Below are 20,747 nucleotides of genomic sequence, written 5' to 3'. Positions count from 1 at the left end.
TATCGAATTCCTCTCCCTATTAATCTTATATATAAATCGCCCAATATAATTATACATCTATTTATTTTTATTTCACCATATAAATAGATTTTATTTGTATTATAATGGGAGTTTTATCAAAATTGTTGTTCCTATTCCTTCTTTGCTTGTAACACTAAGCGCACCGCCATGAAGGTCTACCATTTTTTTAACGATAGCTAAACCAATACCTGCACCTGCAGCATGATTATTAATTTGGTAAAATGATTGCTCAATATATGGTAAATGTTCTTTAGCAATTCCAATCCCTTCGTCTCTTACCTTAATCACTGCTTGTCCTTCTATTTTAGTCGCTTCAATGTGTATTGTGCTTTTTTCATGTGAATACTTAATTGCATTTTGAACAATATTCAAGAAAACTTGCTTTAGCCTATTTCGATCTCCCATCAATTCAATTCGATCTATAGTAGTAATAAATTGAATTTCCTTCTCTTCCGATTTAGGAGTTAATTGCCAAATCGTCTCCTCTAGTATATCGTACAATTGCACCTTTTGTTTATATAAATTAAAATGATTTGATTGTAATCTTGAAAAATCTAGCAATTCTTCTACTAAATGAATTAACCTATCTGTCTCACCTGAAATAATGCCCATACCTTGCTTTATTTCTTCTTCTGTTAAATGATCTACTGTTTTTAACGTCTCACTCCAACCTTTAATTCCTGTTAAAGGCGTTCGTATTTCGTGCGAAATAGAAGCAATGAATTCATTTTTCATCTGCTCAGCCTTATCTATTTTATAGGCCATATAATTTAAACTATGTGCCAAGTCACCTAATTCTCCAGGATAATCTTCTTTAATTTTTTGCTTTAATGTGCCTTCTGCAATTTGTGAAGAGGCTTGAATAATGGATTCAATTGGCTCAACAAATGAATTTGCCAAACGTCTACTAATTAAGAAGGCAACTCCTGAAATAACAATACCTACAGAAATAGTAAACGTAATGATTTCAATAATCTTTTTATTTACATTTGTTAAAACAGTCGTATATTTTAAAACACCAATAGTTTGTCCTTGATGTATAAGTGGGCTTAGCACCTCTAGTTGTTTTTTATTACCTTTCGTAGTAACTTGATTATACATTTCACCTTCTAATAATGATTGTGGAATATTCACTTTATCTTCTACCTTTTCACCAATTGAAGATTGTATAACCGAGCCGTGACGATCAATTAACTGTAATTCTGTTCCTTCTAATTGAAAGCTACTAATTATGTCACCACTATATTCTTGTAATCGAATAAAGTATAGTGAATTGTATTCTGAAAAAAAACGTGTACTCGTTTTCGCATGAGACTCTATATATTGCACAATACCATTATAATAGTATCGATAAATTGAGACTGAAAATACAACTTCAAATAATACAAGCATAAGTGTAATGACCGTCATAAAATATAGAGTCACTTTCCGTTTCATCTTATACTTTCCTTCCACACATATCCTTTTCCCCACACCGTAAGAATAAATTCAGGTTCTGATGGATTACATTCTATTTTTTGACGTAACCGTCTCATATTTACATCTACTACTTTCGTTTCACCTACGTAATTGGTTCCCCAAATCATATTTAAAATTTCATCACGCGAAACTGGCTTTGAAGCCTGATTCATTAAATACTGTAATATCATATACTCTGTAGGTGTTAAATCGACTAATTGTCCATCTTTATACAATCTCTCTTCTATAATATTTAACGAAAATGGACCTGACGTAACAATATTTGTTTTTTCTTCATGTACTTCTATTCTTCTTAATAAAGACTGTATACGTGCAGTTAATACTACTGGACTAAACGGTTTTGCAATATAATCATCTGCCCCTATTCCTAGTCCTTGCACCTTATCTTCATCTTGTACACGTGCGGTTAACATAATAATACCCATTTTTTCATTTTCTTTCCTGATAGCCTTACAAACTTCTAAACCATCAATCCCCGGTAACATAACATCCAGCAGTGCTATATCAACAGTTTGTTCACTCAAAATCTGTAACGCTTCTTCTCCAGTAGTAGCTTCTATTACATAAAATCCAGCACGTTTTAAATTTAAAACAATAAAGCTACGGATTGTTAATTCATCTTCTAAAACTAAAATTTTTGACATAATTCCCACCTCCTACTCTTGTTGATAATCCGCTAGCGGTTTTATATATGCTTTCACTTTTTCAAATTTCGATTGCTTCGGTACTGCATATACGTGAGAAGCTGTTTTAATTGCTGCGCTGTAGCCTTTTATATTGAACCATTCTTTCCGCTTAAAAATATGAACTTCAAGCCATATTTCATTTGTTCTTGTATCCAAAAACTTTTGAGAATTTGATTCTTTTTGCTGATCTGGTATTGTAATTTTCCCTATTAACTCTTTAGGAATTTTCACATAATACCCTTTTTCTATATCTATATATCGTTCTTCAATTGGTTTAATTCCAGATTCACTCCACTGTATGTAACGTTCAAAAAGCGGACTATCACCATGTGATTTATCTTCCCAACCTTTTGGACGTACAGTACGAACAAATTCAATAATGCCGTCTTCATTAACATCTTTACTTTCTACAACATATTCATTAAATAAATCTTCTTTCCCATCTATAGGTAATACTTCATAATGATCCTGATCAAATTTTGCTACATAAGTTATACCTGAATGAGCGCCAACTCCTGCATCAATTACTACCGCCTTTAGTGATTTAGATATACGACCCATTTGTATTCTTTGAATACTATTTATAAATGGATCGTATGACACTTCAGATAAAGTCTTAAATTGTTCCATGAACTCAACTGTCAGCTTCTCATCTTTTTCAAATGTAACAAGGCTTATATCTTTCAGTCCATTTTCATTTAGATCCTCTATGAATAACTTCGTATAACTTCGATTATATATTTCCTTCATCTCTTCATTTTCTTCTGAAAAAACATACATAACATGTTCTAACGATTCACGATTTACAGAGATTCCGATTAACAACTCTCTCTTCCCGTTCCCTGTAAAATCACCGACTTCAACGATATCTACATCTCCACCATCAAATTTATGTGTGGACTTTATTCTCCAGCCATTTCCGATTTCTTCATATACGGCTAAATATACGCTATGATCTTCATTCGGCAATTTATAAAATAAGATGGCTTCTTTCTTATTATCTTGTTTAAAATTCATTGACCAAATCATCTGTTTATCTTTGTTAGACATTGGAGTAAGTAAGCGATAATTAACAGGTAAATCTTTATCAATTTGTTCCTTTAATTCATTAATCCATTTTTCATTTGTAGGAGCTTCCATTAGACTTGTTGGAGCTTCAGACATTTTACATCCAGTCAATATAAAGATAATTCCCATCATGCTTAACCATTTCTGCATATGATATCTTTCCTTACCACAAATTTTGAATATGTCCTTTTACCTTTTTACCTATCCATTATACTCATACATATGAGTATAATTTTTCTAAACTAAAAAATCGTTACAGAAAAGTTACAAATACATTCCCATAAAAAAAGATTGGCAAAAGCCAATCTTTTTTTATTATTCGTTTCGGACTGATTTTGGCGTTACACCTAAATGATCATTTAATTTTTTGGAAATGTCTTTTACATTTTTTTCATTTGGAATGTAATAATAAATACCACCGATACGTTTATCTGTACCTTCTATTTGCATTTTTTCCATTTCCAAATTAGATCCTGCCATATTTTTTGTAATGGCCAGCATATCGTCAAATGTTAAGTTCGTTTTCATATTTTTATCAACCGCATCCAGTAAAGAGCCCATTTTGCTAATTGATTGAACAGACATCGCTTTTTTAGCAATTGCTTCTATTACAAGTTGCTGTCTCTGTCCACGCATTGCGTCACTATCAATTTTACGCGTTCTTGCAAGTGCAAGTGCTTGTTCTCCATTTAAATGTTGGTAACCTTTTTCTAAATGGATCATACCAGCTTGGTCTTTACTATCTTGTTCAGTGAAAGTAACTGGTACATCAATATCAATACCACCAATTGAATCGACAATTTGTACGAATGATTCAAAGTTAAACTTCACATAATAATCAACAGGGACATTTAAAAATCTTTCCACCGTATCACGTGTGCTTTCTACGCCACCAAATACGTGAGCATGAGTAATTTTATCTAATTTTTTTCTAGTTGGAATGTAAACACGTGAATCACGTGGAATACTTACTAGCTTAACAGACTTATCATCTTTATTAATTGTTGCTAATAAAAGTGCATCTGTTCGAACTGCTTCGCCATATTGGCTTTTTCTCATTTCACTTCCATCTACACCCATGATTAATATTGAAATATTATCCTTTAAAGGTTCAACTTCTTTATCACGCTTTGATGACTTATCAATTTTTGCATACGCATCATTTACAACAGCTTTTGCTTTATTATATATAAACGAACCATATCCTACTCCTCCAAAAATAAGTAGGAAAAATGGAATTAATATGAACCATTTTATTGACTTTCTTTTAGAACGCTTTTTATTACTTCTCGTATTTTGTTCTAATTCAGAGCTCATACCCATTCGCCTCTCTTTCTCTTTACCAAGTATAATGTAAGTCTATTTATCTTCATATTGAATTTCCTTTCACTAACCTTACAATTTTGTAAGGTTACTACTTAAACCCAATACGTATTCCATTTCACATTATACTCTCGTACTTATTTTTGGCAAGTCACTATTTACCAATTTCAAAAATTTAGCACTTCGCAACATACGGATTTACAAATTTATTAACTCTTTCATTTTAAATTAGAATGTCTTTTTCCTAACAAACGATATGAATAAAGAATCCAGCTAATTATAAAATCTCTATGAATACAGTATATTTAACTTTATTATTTCTCAAACGGCGTATACACACTTTTCTTCCCCTGATTATCAATGTAAGCCGACTTTGCTTTTATTTTCGTTTTTTCTACTTCCATGTCTTCATTTGAGAAGTTCACAATGATTTTAATATCTTTTCCATAAGAAACAGATTGTACTAGCTTATCTTCTGACAAATACGCAAAATTCGTCATCTCTTCTTTTACTGCTTTTTCATGAACTTCATTCCAAACTTTTAGATGCTCTGTAATTTCTTTTTTATGCTTATTCCACTCTACTTCATCTAAATGGTACAACGGAGGAACATTATACAATAATTCAGACAGCATTCGATTTCCAACTTCATCTTTTACCTTTAAACTTCCCCATTCCCAATGATGCGTTGTAATAACGGAATCATTGTATACTAATTTATATAATGGTACCGAATATACTGGGTTTAAATATACTTGTTTATATTCTTCTTTCAATGGTACTTGTTTTGCATATTTTTCAGGCACATTTTGATTTGGTGACCAATATCCACCGACATAATACGGACTTGTTTTATTTTTCCGCATATCTTCATCGTCCCATTTAATAACAGGTGTTTCAATTCCGTGTGCAAATGCAATCGTACTACTAGCAAAATCATTTCCGCCTTCAGAACCAACGACCATACCCTTTTCTTGCGCAATGTAGTCCATTCGTTTTAAACGTGCTTTTAAATCTTGCTCTTGCGTCGTTATATGTTTCGCTGAATAGTCATCGTAAATTTCACCTGTCGCATCACAATCAATAAACCATGAATTATATTTAGGACCATTTTGTAATATATCATTCATGCGTTCCTTTACACTAGGCAGCGATAAAGTCGGATTTAACTTGCGACCTCTTCCTAAAAAGCCTTGCACCTTTTCTCCGTTTTTCTTCGTTACAGTAGCCTCTTCGTATAATGACGGGTCATTAAAGGATGCTGTGTTCCAATTTTTATCACTTTTTTCGTGAATGGAATGATACGAATCATACGGACCAACTAAATACCCCATTTCCTTAGCTTTTGTCACGAAATTAGGTTGCATAAATCCTTGTTCCCAGTTCGGCAGACCAATCCACGCTTTTTCTATTCCTGCCTCTTTCATTTCCTTTAATATATCCGTTCCATCTGCATTACCCCATTTACTTACCTCTTCAACCGCATCACCAAGTAGCGACTTTAATAAATGCTTATTTAAGCTATACAATTCTGTATTCGTTAAGTGACCTACACCTTTCTTTAATAGCACACTAGCTTCCTGATTAACGTTTTGAAAAATATCCTCTTTATAAAATTCCTTCATCGATAATACTTCGTTTATATAACGTAAAATAACATTTTTTTGATACTTATCAATGAAATCTTGTTTACTTACTTGATCCAATACATTCAGTTCCCCAGGCTCGGAACTATTCTTTTGAATAAGTTCTTTTATATGACTAAACAGCGGGCTATTTATTTGCTCCCTTAGTTTTGGCCAATTTATATTATTTTCTAATAAACCATTTTGATTCCAAAAATAAAAATGCGCCGCTCCATATAACTTTTCGATTTCTTTATTTTTTCTAGCCTTTTCTTGTAATGTTTTAAATTCACCTTTTCGAACAATATCATCCTTATACAGTTTAGCAATGCTTACCGCATCATTATTTGTCACATATAATTGAAATCCATATGTTTTATTTTTATTTATGCTCGGAAATTCATGTGTAAAATCAAATCCTATTTTCGGATCCGAATGAAATTTCAATTCATTATTAAACATATTCGTTGCAATATATACAATTGAATATTTCGAACCATTTAATGCGAAAAACTTCATAGAAAATGATTCAGCAAATGAATATGCATCATCCTTTAAAAACTTCTTCCAATTCTCATCATTGCTCGGAATTTGCTTACCCTCCCATAACGGAAGTGTATAATTTTCAGCTTCTACTTTCGGCCATGTAAAGCTTTCTGCACCAGTCGATTCCACTTCAATGTTTAAGTGGTCTTTTTTCTTTTCTAATTTTATTTTTACTTTTTGATCTGGATATTCCCACGATGTACGATCCTTTTCTTTTTTTACATTCGATACCTTCATTTTCGGTAGGGGTTGTGATGCCTGTTCCTTTGCCCCCTCATGTTCTACAGTTAATGTGAATGTTTCTGGATTTACATCATAAGTAAAATCTTTATACGTCGCTTTCTTTATTTTAGACTCTTGTACAGCATTACTACCTTTTACGTCACAACCGACTAAAGTCGAAAACGACATAGTTGTAAGAAGACATATCGCTATCATTTTTTTCATCCTCTGCACCTCCACCAATGAATATACAGATGCTTTGTTACAGGAATGTGGCAAAAAATAATAGAGCTAGCATTTTGCTAGCTCTGTTTGGAGTATTAAAAGTTGATATGAACAACTATAATTCGCTTAGAAGATATGTAATACAGTAACTACATTTTTTCTCAACAATTATGAAACTAAACAAATCAAAATTTTAACAAGCATTCTTCAACTGAAAAAATAAGTGTATACAATGTATCCTAAAAGTAGTACTAAAATGATTATTCCTGTACCTTTCCAATTCATACCGCCTGCTATATCAACTGGACTACCCGTTTCCGCTCTATTGAGTCCGTCACGTAAAGAACCCGTAGGATTACTTTTTAATTCACTTTGTCTCATACGCTCTCTTTTTTCTTCTGGTGACTCTTTATTCATTTAATCACCTCCAAAATGAATGCACTCTTTACTTACATTATTCAAAATCAACATTTGTTTTATATTTTTCCGAAAAAACCTAATTTAAAATAGGTTTGCAACGTAAAGAAAGCTAGCCATGCCAGCTTTCTTTACGATCCAATATGCTCTTCCTTATTTACAATAATACCTTTATGGTCGATTTCAAGCTCACATACTTTCATATCTGTAAATACTCTCGCTAATTGCTCAGCGATTTCTTGACGCTTCTCATATGGCGTTAATATAAAAATAGATGGCCCCGCACCACTAAGTGCTGTGCCGTACGCACCAAATTCTTTTGCGCATTTACGAATAGATGGTAATAATGGTACGAGTTCTAAACGATATGGTTCGTGAAAATGGTCTCTCTCCATCATTTCACCTACAACTTCCCACCGCTTTTGACATAATGCAGCTACTAATACGTTACTTATCGCACTAGCTTTAACTGCCTCATGAAACGGAAACATCTTTGGTAATACAGATCGACTTTCATCTGTATTTAATTCTGCATTCGGAATGAGAGAAATTACACCCAATTCCTTGCTCTCAATTCTTACGACGGAAACATCCTTTCCATCAAGTGCTCCAATTACAGTTCCACCTAATATAGAAGCAGCAACATTATCAGGATGTCCTTCAAAATTTGTAGCAATTTGAACTTTTTGATCAGCAGTTAAGTTCAAATTGCCTAGTTGATTCGCAAGCTCTATCCCAGCTACAATCGCTGATGCACTACTTCCTAGCCCTCTCGTTAATGGGATATTACTAGTAACTTCTATTATATGGGGTGATATAGAAGGACATACTTTACATGCCGTGCTAACGATTAAATTTTTATCGTCTGTCGGAATTGATTCTTCAAAGGAATGGATTACTTGCCATTTATCAGCTTTTTCTTTAACCACCACACCTAAATACAATGACAAAGCTATTCCAACTGAATCAAATCCAGGACCAACATTCGCCGTACTAGCAGGGACACGAACGCTAAATGGTATCACGACATAATCACCCCTTTAATATGATCTTTAATTTGTTCTATATCATTTGACACACTTGCGATGTCTAGTTGATTTGAAGAAATAGCGATATCAGGATCCTTCAAACCATTTCCAGTTAATACCGCAACAACTGTTTCTCCCTTTTTGATTTTCCCAGATTGAACATGTTTAATTACGCCGGCTAATGAAGCATTTGATCCTGGTTCAGCGAAAACTCCTTCAGTTTTTGCTAATAACCTATACGCATGTAAAATTTCTTCATCTGATACCATATCTATTTCACCACGAGACTGCTCGGCAGCCTCTACTGCATACGACCAACTTGCTGGGTTACCGATGCGAATCGCTGTTGCAATTGTTTCAGGCTCTTCAATTACATGCCCTTTTACAATTGCAGCTGCTCCTTCCGCTTCAAAGCCATGAATTCTTGGCTTTTTATAACCTTTTTCTTTCTCATATTCACAGAAGCCTTTCCAATACGCTGTAATATTCCCTGCATTCCCAACAGGGATAGCTAGAACATCTGGTGCATTTTGCAATTGGTCACAAATTTCAAACGCTGCTGTTTTTTGCCCTTCAATTCGATAAGGATTTACTGAGTTTACTAACGTAATCGGCTCTTCTGCAGCAATATTTCTTACAGCCTTAAGCGCATCATCGAAATTCCCTTCTATTGAAATAATTTCAGCTCCATAAGCGACCGCTTGCGCTAATTTTCCATGTGCAATCTTTCCTTCTGGTATTACGATAATGCATTTCATCCCAAGACGTGCCGCATATGCTGCAGCTGACGCTGATGTATTACCTGTTGATGCACAAATGATTGCTTCTGAACCTTCTTCTTTCGCCTTAGCAACTGCCATAACCATACCACGATCTTTAAAAGAACCTGTCGGATTCGCTCCTTCGTACTTACCATATAGCTGAATCCCTAATTGTTTTGATATATTTAATAATGGAATAAGTGGTGTGTTTCCTTCCATTAAGCTGACATCAGGTGTATTTTCATTCACCGGTAAATAAGACGCATACTGTTTTAATAGTCCTTTATACATATTGTTTTTCCTCCTCAATAATGTAGTAACTGTTTATTTCACTTGCGACAGCTTCTATCGCTTCTAAAACTCGTTCAAATTGATACTTGGAAGTTCGATGTGTCACAACAACGACTTCTGCCAGTTCACGGTTTAAAGGTAATTGAATAACCTCTTTTAAACTTACAGAATAATTAACGAAACATTCTGTTATTTTTTGTAACATCCCAGGCTCATCTTGTAATGAAATACGTAAGAAATATTTCGAAACTACTTCTTCATCACCTTGTAATTCATAAGGAACTGGTTCTTTTAACGCACTTTTATTTTTCGGAACTTGATTCATATTTTTAACGATTGAAATAATATCACTTACTACAGCAGAACCAGTCGGTAACTTCCCAGCTCCGGGTCCATAAAACATCACTTCTCCTACCGCTTGGCCATGGACATATACCGCATTAAATTCATTATTCACATTTGATAATGGATGCTGGCTCGGTAAAAGCGTCGGTTCTACACTTAAATGAATGGCTGGTCCTTGTTTTTCAGCTTTACCAATTAACTTCATAGTAAATCCTAACTTTTCAGCCATTTGTAAATCTTCTTTTTCGACCTTTCGAATCCCTCTTACTTGCACATCATCTAATGAAACATTCATCGAAAAACCTAAGTTTGCAAGAATTGCTACTTTTCTCGCCGCATCTAGTCCATCTACATCTGCTGTCGGATCCGATTCTGCAAAGCCTAATTTTTGTGCTTCCTGTAAAGCCTCTTCATAAGACCATCCATTTTGACTCATTTTTGTTAACATATAATTTGTTGTACCATTTACAATTCCCATTATTTTTTCAATTTGATCTGATGCTAACCCATCAGTTAGTCCTCTTAACACTGGAATACCGCCCGCTACACTCGCTTCGTAACATAAATCACAATCATTATCGTTCGCCAGTTGAAGAAGCTCTGCACCATATACAGCCATTAAATCTTTATTTGCTGTTACGACATGTTTTTTATTTCGTAAAGCCTTAACAATATGCTGTTTTGCTTCTTCAATTCCGCCCATTACCTCTACTACAATATCAATATTTGAATCATTTAGAACTTCATCTGCATGACTTGTTACTGCAATTCCATCAATACAAACATCGCGTTCTTTTTCCAAATCACGTACAACGACTGTTTTCACTTTCACTTCGTATCCTGTATCAAGTGCGATTTTTTTATAATGTTCTTTCAAAATATGAACAACACCACTTCCGACCGTACCTAAACCTAATACCCCAACATTTATAACGTTATTCATCTTCTAATCTCCTCCTAAAAGTTTAATTGTTACATCTATAAATCACCTTACTCTGCTTTTTTGTCATGCAGGTGGTGGTTATTTCCGTACTTATAAATCGTTTCATATTACCGCACCTCCTTTCAAAGTAAAAAAACACACCCATCCCTAGGAAAGGGACGAATGTGTTTTCGTGGTTCCACCCTTGTTCCAATCTAGACGTATTTCCTCCTAGATTGCTCAAGTTCAGATAACGGCTGATACCGCCAATAATTACTAGATTACTCGTTCACTATTGAAGTTCAAAGGTGGTAAAATCATTTCTCGTGTTAGGAAGCTCACACCCTTGGCTTCCCTCTCTGTAAACCGTAAAAATGATTTCGTGTCCTTATCGTTACTTTTTCGTTCATGTTTATTTGTTAACTCATTATACTCGCATAAAAAACAAAATCAATACTATTTTTTAATTATTTTAAATTTTCAATCTCTTATACCATAAAAAACACACTCATCCCTAGGAAAGGGACGAATGTGTTTTCGTGGTTCCACCCTTGTTCCAATCTAGACGTATCTCCTTCTAGATTGCTCAAGTTCAGATAACGGCTGATACCGCCAATAATTACTAGATTACTCGTTCACTATTGAAGTTCAAAGGTGGTAAAATCATTTCTCGTGTTAGGAAGCTCACACCCTTGGCTTCCCTCTCTGTAAACCGTAAAAATGATTTCGTGTCCTTATCATTACTTTTTCGTTCATGTCTATTTGTTAACTTATTATAGTTATCAAATTTTTAAAAAGCAAGCCTATTTTTACTAACTATTTTCAAAATAATTTTTTATTATATTTCACAATAGCATTATGCAACTGCCACTCAATTTACCTATTTTGTCATTTCTCCAGTTTATAAATCAACGGTTCATATATAAAGTGAAACTTTAATCAGTGAGGATTTTGTTCATCCCCACTGATTATTAGCCTTCACCAATCGGGCTTTTACGGGCAGTTGATCCCCACCTAACTTCTTTGCTTTCGCTGAATTTTGAGGTAGGGGTGTTACTGCCCGTTAATGCGGGATAAATCCCCATTCTAAAACCCGTACATACTCACCTTACAAAATTATATCAATAAAATTTTTAATACAATCTTTTTGTATAACTTTCTTCTAAAGAACGTGCAACATCTTCTTCTGAAGCATTCACTTTCGCATGCTCTAACAACATTTTTGCTGCTGAAGGTAACTCTTTTTTATTTAACCAAGATTCTGGATCCCATATCTTCGAACGAATAAACGCTTTTGCACAATGAATGTAACACTCTTCTATTTCAACAACAATTCCAAGCAACGGATTACGTCCATTCGCCTGCATTTCTTTCAAAATTTCTTCGTCGTTTGTAATATACGCTCGGCCATTTATTCTAAGTGTCTCCCCAAGACCTGGAATAAAAAAGATTAGTCCTACACGTGGATTTGAAATAATATTCAAAATGGAGTCTATACGACGATTTCCTGGCCTTTCTGGAATGATAATTTTATTATTATTGAGTACGTATACAAATCCAGGTGCGTCTCCTCTCGGCGAGGCGTCACACTCCCCCAACTTATTTGCAGTAGATAATACTAGAAAAGGAGATTTAGAAAGGAAATCTACACAATGGTGGTCTAATGATGAAATAACTTTTTTCAATGCTCGCTCACTTGGTTTCCCCAATATTTTCCGTAACTCTTCCTCTGTTGAAATAATCGATTTTATTTCCATACGCTCTATCTCCACTTATAATCGCCCCTTTTTCTTTATTTTCCCAAAATTCAATACGAATATTGTATAATAAAATTTGCAGAAAGGGGAATTAAAATGACAGAGTGGTTAACAATATTTGATTCTGAAAGAAATACACTTGGGAAGAAATTACGCGATGAAGTGCATCGTGACGGTGATTGGCACGAAACATTTCATTGTTGGTTTGTAGAAAAAGATGCTAAAGATATATTCTTATATTTCCAATTACGCTCTAAAAATAAAAAAGAAGCTCCACTTATATGGGATATTACTTCAGCTGGACATATTATGCATGATGAAGATGTACAAATTGGTGGTCTTCGTGAAATCGAAGAAGAATTGGGGCTTTCCTTTCAAACTACTGATTTAGTATACAAAGGAATCTTTAAAATAGATTATGAAATTTCAAATCTTACTGATCGTGAATTTTGTCATATGTATTTTCACAATGTCATCAATCCACTTCCATTCGCACCAGGTGAAGAAGTAGACGATGTGATGAAAGTACATGCAACTTCTTTTCTACAACTATTAAATGGTGAAATTTCATCTTTTACAGCTACTTCTGTTTTGAGCAATAAACCGATAACGATAACTTTTGATGATATTTATCCATATGATCTTGCATACTATGAATTTGTTGTTGAACAAGGAAAAGACTTACTAGAAAATAATAGTTTATAAATAAAATAGGACTCCTAGCATTATATTGCGTGGAGTCCTATTTTTCATTATTGCTCAAGTGCCTTCAATCTTTTCTCTACTCGTATGAATAAGCGAATGATTAGTACTAGCATAAAGATCATTATAGCTAACGTTGTATGGGAGTATCTAAACAGTATACTAATAACACTTCCAATTAACATCATGATGAATCCATTTTGCTTCATCACTTCTGCACTATACCTGTTACCCGCACCCCATAATTCCTTATTTTTCATAGATCGTTTCGTACGATAACCATATGCCGCATTAATATCGGTCGGTGGATTTTTTTGAAGAATAATTGCCGCAAGTACAAAAATAATACCAATCAATATACTTATTCCTATGTTTACTAGTGCATAAATCAATTATATCCCCCCTAACTTACACTTTCATTATACGACATAAACCTTATTTTCCCAATTCATAACACATTCACTTTCTTTCTTTTGATGTCTGGAACATACTTGGAAGTGTTACAAAACGTGCCCCTTTCGTTTTTAACTGCGGAATGATTTTGTCTAGTGCATCTACAGATCCTTGTAAATGCCCACCTGGTGTTGAATGTTGGAGGATGACACTTCCAGGAAATGAATTCCCTAACACATTATTTGTAATCGTATCAGCACTCACACCTTTCCAATCAACCGTATCAACACTCCACTGTACAATCATAAAATTTTGCTCTGTGGACCATTTTAATTGATTTTCAAGTATTTCACCGTATGGCGGACGTATAAACTTCGGTGCATAACCAGCTAAACGATTTAATATTTCTTCCGTTTTTATAATTTGATTACGGTACTCATCCTCATTTACTTTCGCTAAGTTCGGATGACTATACGTATGATTACCAATTACATGCCCTTCATTTGCAATACGCTTTACTACGTTCGGAAATTTTTCTGCGTTTTCACCAAGTAAGAAAAAAGTAGCTTTTACATTATGTTGTTTTAACTTATCTAATATTTTTGGCGTGAATTCTGAATCTGGTCCATCATCAAATGTAAGAGCTACTTCCGCTTTATTATACGGTCCTGAAAATGCGTACGCATATTTTTCAACCCATGAAAATGGTGTCCACGATCCACGATCATCTGCTTTCATTTGTACTTCATAGCTTTGAGGGATATATGCGTATGGCAATGCGCTTATATATTCTCCATAATAAAGTGAGTTATATGGCATATAAGCATACGAAACATCTCGTTCTAGTCCCCATTGATATGGAGTAAACATTTGTGGCGAATAAAAATAATACATGATAAAAAACCTCCCTAAATTTTCATATGTGATTCATCTGCACTTTGTTAGAGAAATTGTTATTCATAAACAAAAATAAGACTGTCCTTAATTAGGACAGTCTTACTGCTTTATATTATTAATAAATTGATGTACTATCTTTTGGCAAAGTTTTCACATGTTTTAAATAGTTCGTCACTTTATCATCATCTTCTTGCGGATATTGATATTCATACGTGTTAGCGATTTCGTTCGCCACTTCCCTAAATAAATCACTCATGACAAAGAATGACTCCCATATGTTTTCATATTCAGCATTAGAAAATGTCCTTTTAAATTGCTCCCACATATCTTCTTCAATATATTGCTCGAAATGCTTTCCAAACTTCCCTGTATTAACTGTAAAGTCTGTTTTCATACCAATATGCCATTCTAGCATTACGATGAACATATCTCGCACTGGTCCTTCAAGCATTCCTTTTGCATAAGAAAGTTCCTCTCTCCATAACCCTTTTGCCACATTTGTACTACACCACCAAAATTCATTACAGCAATCCAAAAACTCTTTTTCTGTAGGCTTTTTTATTAAGTAATCCTTATCGCTTGCTGGCGGGAATCCTTCCATACAATTATCTTTATCAAGAAGCAGTTTACTTAAACTATCTTGTCCAACGAACTTTTTTATTAACTCAACTGGAACTAGCGTTAAATCAATCCGATTCCCATCCATGAACTGCATTAAATATGGAAACTTCCCATCTTCATCTGGTTGAACTAACGACATTTCTTCTGGCATTTGTACTATCATTATTTCTCCAAATCTATGAATCCAATTATGATTAGACGTAAAAGATTGTATATCATTTACAACATACATAATATCATAGTCTTGAAAACAATCTCTTTTCACATTTGGATTTACACGCGATCCATTCATGATAACTGCTCGAATTCTTTCATCCTCTTTTGCTATATTTATAATTACGTCTAACATTTCTTTTTCAGTTCTCATCTACTTATATCCTCCAATTTTTTAATATATAATATAGTGTTATGTATATTGGAGGTCCACGAGCTAATCTCGTTATACACGATACATGTTATAATTTTTGAAACTTCTTTTTCATCCCTTTTTCCTCCTTACATCACTCTTTTACAACTGCCATCCCTTTCAATTTCCCAATGCTTTCTACCATTCACTTTTAATTATACCGAAAATTCTGTCTCGAATACAAAAAATAAAGAAAGGACATCTACCCCTTACAGAATAGATATCCCTTCTTTTAAAGTTAAATTTAATTCCTATGGATTAGTAGACCAAAGCCCAGCAGATTTAATAAATGTACGTTTATTTAATTTCAGCTGCGCTACGATAAATTCTGCAATATCTTCTGCTTGCATTACTTTATCAGGGTTTCCATCAGTTAATCCTAAATCTACAGCCATATCAGTTGCTACTGTACTTGGAGTTAAAGCTGTTACACGAATGTTATGTTTGCGAACTTCCATCGCTAACGATTCTGTTAAGCCAAGGACACCAAATTTAGAAGCACTATATGCACTTGTTACAGGTGCACCTTTTTGTCCTGCTGTAGATGAAATGTTAATGATATCACCAGATTGTTGTTCAATCATGCTCGGTAAAGCTGCACGAGTTGCATAGTATACACCCATTAAGTTTACTTGAATGATTTTTTCCCAATCAGCAACGTCTAGTTCTAAAAACTTACCGAATTTAGAAATACCAGCGTTATTAATTAAAATATCGATAGATCCTAAACCATTTTTTAACGTTTCAATCGCAGTTGTTACTTCTTCGCATGAAGAAACATCAGCAGTTGCAATAACAGCTTTTACACCTTCTGCTTCTACTTCTTTTGCTACAGCTTTTAAGTTTTCTTCTGAACGAGCTAATAAGCCTACATTTACGCCTTCTTTCGCTAATGCGATTGCTACAGCGCGACCAATCCCTCTACCTGCTCCTGTAATTAAAGCATTTTTACCTTGTAATAATTCTGCCAAGTATAACACTCCTTAATCATCTCAGTTATGTATTATATTAAAATTGTATCTATGTTTATGTAAAAAGGCAATGATGCACTTTCATGTGCGTAGGTTACTTGTAGGTAACTATAGAAAGTTTTTATTTATAAGTTTCATTTTTTTACCATTATTCATGTAAAATAAAAACAAATCCAGCATAGGGGAGTGTATGAGTATGAAAAGCGAAGGAAAAGCTTATCAATATAATTGCAGTAACAGTAAATGCATTTTTAAAGAGAAATAGTGTTAGAAGGTTCTCCTTCTAACACTATTTCTCTTCATGATTCGGCATACGCACAATAAATTCAGTACCTTTTCCTTCCTCACTCTCCACTTTTATCTCTCCTTGATGAAGGTCGAGTACTTTCTTTACAATAGCTAAACCTAAGCCACTTCCTCCATAGGCACGATTTCGTGAAGAATCCGCTTTATAAAAACGCTCAAAAATATGTTGTTTCTGTTCTTCTGATATACCAATTCCTGAATCACGGATACGCACTTCCACTACTGTCTCATGTTCCTTTAACTGAATAGTAATCGTACCACCGCTTGGAGTAAATTTAATACTATTATGAATTAAATTAATCCACACTTGACTCATACTTTCTTGGTCAGCAATAACATATACTTTTTCTAAATCTAGTTCTAACTCAATTTCTTTTTCAGCCCAGAGTGGTTCACTATTTAACACAATTTGCTTTAATTGTTGATCTAATCGATAGCTCACTCTTTCTGGTGTATACTCTTCTGATTCTAAAAGAGTTAGCTTTAGTAAATTTTGACTTAGTTTAGATAATCTCGTTGTTTCAGTTTCAATAATGGTAAGATAATGCTTTCTTTTTTCCTCCGAAAGATTATCGTCTTGTAGTGCTCTAGCAAATCCTTTTATAGAAGTTAACGGTGACTGTATTTCATGAGAAACATTCGATACAAACTCTTGTCTCATTTTCTCCATCGTATTCAGTTCATCTGTCATATCATTTATACTTTTTACGAGCACGCCAATTTCACCATCATACTTTTCTTCATTTCTTATTTTTACGGAGAAGTCTCCTTTTGCAATTTTTTGTATCGGTTCAATAATAGTCCAAATCATCGCCTCTCGTTTTGGTCTCATTAATATTCCAATCAATGTCCAAATAAGAATAATAAAGACAAAACCGACCATATCACTAATTAGAAAAGCAACAAACGGCGATACGTTTACGTCAAAAGCATTCAATATACTAGTTGCTACATAAAATGCGATAGACCAAATTATGGTAAGAAAAGAAAAGAGCGCTAATACCGCTCCAAATACTTTCAGCATCTTCAACTTACTCATTCGTTTTCTTTTTCTCATTTACTTACCTCTAAGCGATACCCTAATCCTCTTATTGTTTTAATACTAAATTTCGACTGCTCTTCTTGAAACTTCTCACGTAACCGATTAATATGAACGTCTAGTGTACGTTCATTCCCTTCAAAATCATATCCCCATATTTCTTCAATTAATTGCTCTCTCGAACAAGTTCTTCCCGATTTAGACCCTAAAGTAAAGAGCAGCTCAAATTCTTTTAACGGTAATGTAACCGTTTGTTCTCCAGATGTAACTTCGAATGTTTTACGATTTAATAATACATTTCCAACTTGAATCGATTGGGAAACTGTAATTTGGTAACGTTTCAATAATGCCTTTACTCTCACTACTAATTCTATAGGGTCAAATGGTTTTACAAGATAATCATCTGTCCCAAGGTGAAATCCTTTTACTTTTTGTGATGTTTCCCCTTTGGCAGTTAGCATCAGAACCGGGATATCATAGTATTTTCTTAATTCAAAACATACATCAAATCCATCCATATTTGGCATCATGATATCAAGAATAACCATATCGACTTTTACGTCATCCATTTTCTGAAGTGCATCTACTCCATCAATTGCCTCATATGTTTGAAAACCTTCTCGTTCTAAAAATACCGAAACGAGTTCTCTAATGTGTGGATCGTCATCTACTATTAAAATTTTAGGTATCAAAGGAACCATTTCCTTTCTACTTAGCATCTAATATATTTTTTAAAAAAGAATCATCAGTGGAGTAAACTTCCCGCTGATGATTCATTTTATAATGCACCCTCTTTAATTTTCAATTGTTGCGTTGCAAACTCACGATACATATCATGCGTCTGTAATAATTCATCATGCGTACCACTACCTGTAAGATTCCCTTTTTCAATAAAGACAATTTTATCTGCATCTACAACAGTAGAAAGTCTATGCGCAATCACTAACGTTGTTCTGCCTTTCATTAAGTTATTTAACGCTTTTTGAACGACAGACTCAGATTTACTATCTAAGCTTGAAGTCGCCTCATCTAGCATAAGAATTTGCGGATTTCGAAGTAACGCTCGGGCAATGGCAATTCGCTGTCTTTGTCCCCCAGAAAGCTTCACACCACGTTCTCCAACTTCTGTTGCATAACCGTTTGGTAAGTCATGAATAAATGCATCAACATATGCCATTGCTGCTACTTTTTCAATTTCTTCATCCGTTACTTCGCCCTCGACGCCATAACAAATATTATCACGAATTGTTCCATCAATTAACGGACTATCTTGTGATACGTAACCGATTTGACGTCGCCATGACTGTAATGAATAACTCGTAATTGATTCTTCCCCTAATTTAATGGCGCCACTAGTTGGCTCATAAAAACGTTCCAGTAATGAGAATAACGTTGTTTTCCCACTACCACTTGGTCCTACAATCGCTGTCACTTTTCCAGATTCAATTGTGAAATCAATATTTTTCAAAACTTGCTCTTCTTCGTTATACTCAAAATGTACATTTTCAAGAACGATCGGTTGCTTAGCATTTGTCACTTTCACACCAGTTTCATGATCTTCTACTTCATATTCTAAAATCGTACTAATTCTTTCCGTTGCACCAATTGCCTTTTGGAATTGTGTAAAGAACATAGATAATTGACTCATTGGCATTACAATTTGAACTAAATACAAAATAAACGCTACAAGTTCACCGGTTGTTAATGCACCGCTAGAAACTCGCATCCCGCCATACCCTACGATAATAACAAGTAGTGCCATTAAAACAAACGACATAACTGGCGAAATTAATGCTTGCACTTTTCCTTCTTTCAAACCAAATTGTAATAACTTTTGTATACCTGTATTACCCGTTTCATATTCTCTCTTTTCTGTATTTGAAGATTTCACTAAACGAATTTCTGATAACACTTGCGTTAACACACTTGTAAAAGATGCAGTTTCATCTTGAAGCGCTTTTGAAATCTTATACATTTTTCGTCCAAGTGGAACTAAAATTAACACAGACAACGGAATAACCGTTAAAAGTAACGCAGTCATTTTCCAATCTAAAACAAATAATACAATTAACGATCCAACAATTGAAATACCACCTGTTAATAAGTTTGACAAATGCTCAGAAATTAACGTTTTCACAACACCTGTATCATTCGTCATACGGCTAATCGTATCACCTGTTCTATTTTGATCGTAATAAGATACCGGCAAGATAAGTACCTTTTTCCACAAACGTTCTCTTAGTCCCGCTACAATCTTCTGCCCAATATAATTTAGTAAATATATAGACAACCCTGCCGCAATAGTTTGCATTACAAAGAAAGCAATTAACCCAACAATTTGTCCTGCACTAATTGAAGAAAGCGAAAAATTATCTACTAATCCTTTTGTCAGCATAGGAATAAATAAACTCGCTCCCGTAGAAAGCAAACTCATTAACAACGCAAAAACTAAAATTCCTTTCGGAGGATTTGTATCTTGAATAAGGCGTAAAAACTGCCTCCAACTCCCTTTTTTCTTTATTTCATTTCTAACTTCCATTCCTGTTCATCTCCTCATGTTAAACAAAACTGTTCTTTCTAAAATTAGAATACGATACAAATGTAAACTGAATGTAAACACACTTTTTCTATTTTTACAAAATATACATAAAAACTCATCTTTACAACAGATATAAACATCTGATATTATTACCTGG

General features: G+C 34.1%; 18 protein-coding genes, 1 pseudogene and 2 other annotated features. Of the genes and pseudogenes, 2 read left to right on the top strand and 17 right to left on the bottom strand.

The window, feature by feature from the left end:
* Positions 1 to 99 precede the first annotated feature (99 nt).
* The 10 genes from AC22L0_RS05925 to AC22L0_RS05880 form a co-directional block, all read right to left on the bottom strand.
* On the bottom strand, positions 100 to 1,458 hold the full coding sequence (locus tag AC22L0_RS05925) for a sensor histidine kinase (protein WP_048568915.1): 1,359 nt from the start codon (positions 1,456 to 1,458) through the stop codon (positions 100 to 102).
* The gene (locus tag AC22L0_RS05920; protein ID WP_000036068.1) at positions 1,455 to 2,144 is read right to left on the bottom strand and encodes a response regulator transcription factor; all 690 of its coding nucleotides are present in this window, start codon (positions 2,142 to 2,144) and stop codon (positions 1,455 to 1,457) included. The genes AC22L0_RS05925 and AC22L0_RS05920 overlap by 4 nt, the downstream gene beginning before the upstream one ends.
* 12 nt (positions 2,145 to 2,156) lie before the next feature.
* The gene (locus AC22L0_RS05915) at positions 2,157 to 3,404 is read right to left on the bottom strand and encodes a hypothetical protein (protein ID WP_048568913.1); all 1,248 of its coding nucleotides are present in this window, start codon (positions 3,402 to 3,404) and stop codon (positions 2,157 to 2,159) included.
* A gap of 165 nt (positions 3,405 to 3,569) precedes the next feature.
* On the bottom strand, positions 3,570 to 4,571 hold the full coding sequence (locus tag AC22L0_RS05910) for an LCP family protein (protein WP_001987131.1): 1,002 nt from the start codon (positions 4,569 to 4,571) through the stop codon (positions 3,570 to 3,572).
* Between the two features lie 320 nt (positions 4,572 to 4,891).
* Positions 4,892 to 7,195 carry a glycoside hydrolase gene (locus AC22L0_RS05905; RefSeq protein ID WP_000738150.1) on the bottom strand — a complete coding sequence of 768 codons (2,304 nt, stop codon included), beginning with the start codon at positions 7,193 to 7,195 and terminating at the stop codon, positions 4,892 to 4,894.
* A 207-nt stretch (positions 7,196 to 7,402) separates the two neighbouring features.
* The gene (locus AC22L0_RS05900) at positions 7,403 to 7,612 is read right to left on the bottom strand and encodes a DUF6366 family protein (RefSeq protein ID WP_001031483.1); all 210 of its coding nucleotides are present in this window, start codon (positions 7,610 to 7,612) and stop codon (positions 7,403 to 7,405) included.
* 131 nt (positions 7,613 to 7,743) lie between these two features.
* On the bottom strand, positions 7,744 to 8,637 hold the full coding sequence (thrB, locus tag AC22L0_RS05895; RefSeq protein ID WP_000612105.1) for a homoserine kinase: 894 nt from the start codon (positions 8,635 to 8,637) through the stop codon (positions 7,744 to 7,746).
* Positions 8,634 to 9,692 (bottom strand): threonine synthase, encoded by a 1,059-nt coding sequence (thrC, locus tag AC22L0_RS05890; protein WP_000276439.1) that lies wholly within the window; start codon positions 9,690 to 9,692, stop codon positions 8,634 to 8,636. Before thrC ends, thrB begins: the two co-directional genes overlap by 4 nt.
* Positions 9,685 to 10,980, bottom strand: coding sequence for a homoserine dehydrogenase (locus AC22L0_RS05885; RefSeq protein WP_001066899.1), 1,296 nt, complete (start codon positions 10,978 to 10,980; stop codon positions 9,685 to 9,687). The genes thrC and AC22L0_RS05885 overlap by 8 nt, the downstream gene beginning before the upstream one ends.
* A 151-nt stretch (positions 10,981 to 11,131) precedes the next feature.
* Positions 11,132 to 11,363, bottom strand: a binding site (T-box leader).
* Positions 11,364 to 11,477: 114 nt separating this feature from the next.
* Positions 11,478 to 11,709, bottom strand: a binding site (T-box leader).
* A gap of 383 nt (positions 11,710 to 12,092) precedes the next feature.
* A complete protein-coding gene (locus AC22L0_RS05880) occupies positions 12,093 to 12,731 on the bottom strand; it encodes a pyridoxamine 5'-phosphate oxidase family protein (protein WP_061457078.1) in 639 nt (212 codons plus the stop codon).
* Positions 12,732 to 12,812: 81 nt separating this feature from the next.
* Between AC22L0_RS05880 and AC22L0_RS05875 the strand changes: the two genes are divergently transcribed.
* Positions 12,813 to 13,421: an NUDIX hydrolase gene (locus tag AC22L0_RS05875; protein WP_000141384.1), complete on the top strand. Its 609-nt coding sequence runs from the start codon at positions 12,813 to 12,815 to the stop codon at positions 13,419 to 13,421.
* A 47-nt stretch (positions 13,422 to 13,468) separates the two neighbouring features.
* On the opposite strand, the gene AC22L0_RS05870 is transcribed toward AC22L0_RS05875, so the two are convergent.
* The 4 genes from AC22L0_RS05870 to AC22L0_RS05855 form a co-directional block, all read right to left on the bottom strand.
* On the bottom strand, positions 13,469 to 13,807 hold the full coding sequence (locus AC22L0_RS05870) for an SdpI family protein (protein ID WP_033667343.1): 339 nt from the start codon (positions 13,805 to 13,807) through the stop codon (positions 13,469 to 13,471).
* A 70-nt stretch (positions 13,808 to 13,877) separates the two neighbouring features.
* Complete coding sequence (locus tag AC22L0_RS05865) at positions 13,878 to 14,705, bottom strand: peptidoglycan-N-acetylglucosamine deacetylase (RefSeq protein ID WP_000291226.1); 828 nt, start codon at positions 14,703 to 14,705, stop codon at positions 13,878 to 13,880.
* Positions 14,706 to 14,823: 118 nt separating this feature from the next.
* Positions 14,824 to 15,696 carry an aminoglycoside 6-adenylyltransferase gene (locus AC22L0_RS05860; RefSeq protein WP_087968017.1) on the bottom strand — a complete coding sequence of 291 codons (873 nt, stop codon included), beginning with the start codon at positions 15,694 to 15,696 and terminating at the stop codon, positions 14,824 to 14,826.
* A gap of 290 nt (positions 15,697 to 15,986) precedes the next feature.
* Complete coding sequence (locus AC22L0_RS05855; RefSeq protein WP_000818979.1) at positions 15,987 to 16,706, bottom strand: 3-ketoacyl-ACP reductase; 720 nt, start codon at positions 16,704 to 16,706, stop codon at positions 15,987 to 15,989.
* A 196-nt stretch (positions 16,707 to 16,902) separates the two neighbouring features.
* Between AC22L0_RS05855 and AC22L0_RS05850 the strand changes: the two are divergent.
* A pseudogene (locus tag AC22L0_RS05850) lies at positions 16,903 to 16,971 on the top strand (DUF3139 domain-containing protein); the annotation flags it as partial.
* Positions 16,972 to 16,995: 24 nt separating this feature from the next.
* Here AC22L0_RS05850 and hitS read toward each other — a convergent pair.
* The 3 genes from hitS to AC22L0_RS05835 all read right to left on the bottom strand — a co-directional run bounded on the left by hitS (position 16,996) and on the right by AC22L0_RS05835 (position 20,590).
* Positions 16,996 to 18,069, bottom strand: a complete 1,074-nt coding sequence (gene hitS, locus AC22L0_RS05845) for an envelope stress sensor histidine kinase HitS (protein ID WP_001231621.1) — start codon at positions 18,067 to 18,069, stop codon at positions 16,996 to 16,998.
* Positions 18,066 to 18,743, bottom strand: a complete 678-nt coding sequence (gene hitR / locus AC22L0_RS05840; protein ID WP_000612414.1) for an envelope stress response regulator transcription factor HitR — start codon at positions 18,741 to 18,743, stop codon at positions 18,066 to 18,068. Before hitR ends, hitS begins: the two co-directional genes overlap by 4 nt.
* Before the next feature lie 86 nt (positions 18,744 to 18,829).
* Positions 18,830 to 20,590, bottom strand: a complete 1,761-nt coding sequence (locus AC22L0_RS05835) for an ABC transporter ATP-binding protein (protein WP_000453861.1) — start codon at positions 20,588 to 20,590, stop codon at positions 18,830 to 18,832.
* Positions 20,591 to 20,747 lie beyond the last annotated feature (157 nt).

Source organism: Bacillus sp. LQ01, from assembly GCF_057624735.1.
Note: the sequence above shows the minus strand (reverse complement) of the source record. Positions and strands in the feature narration are given on the sequence as shown.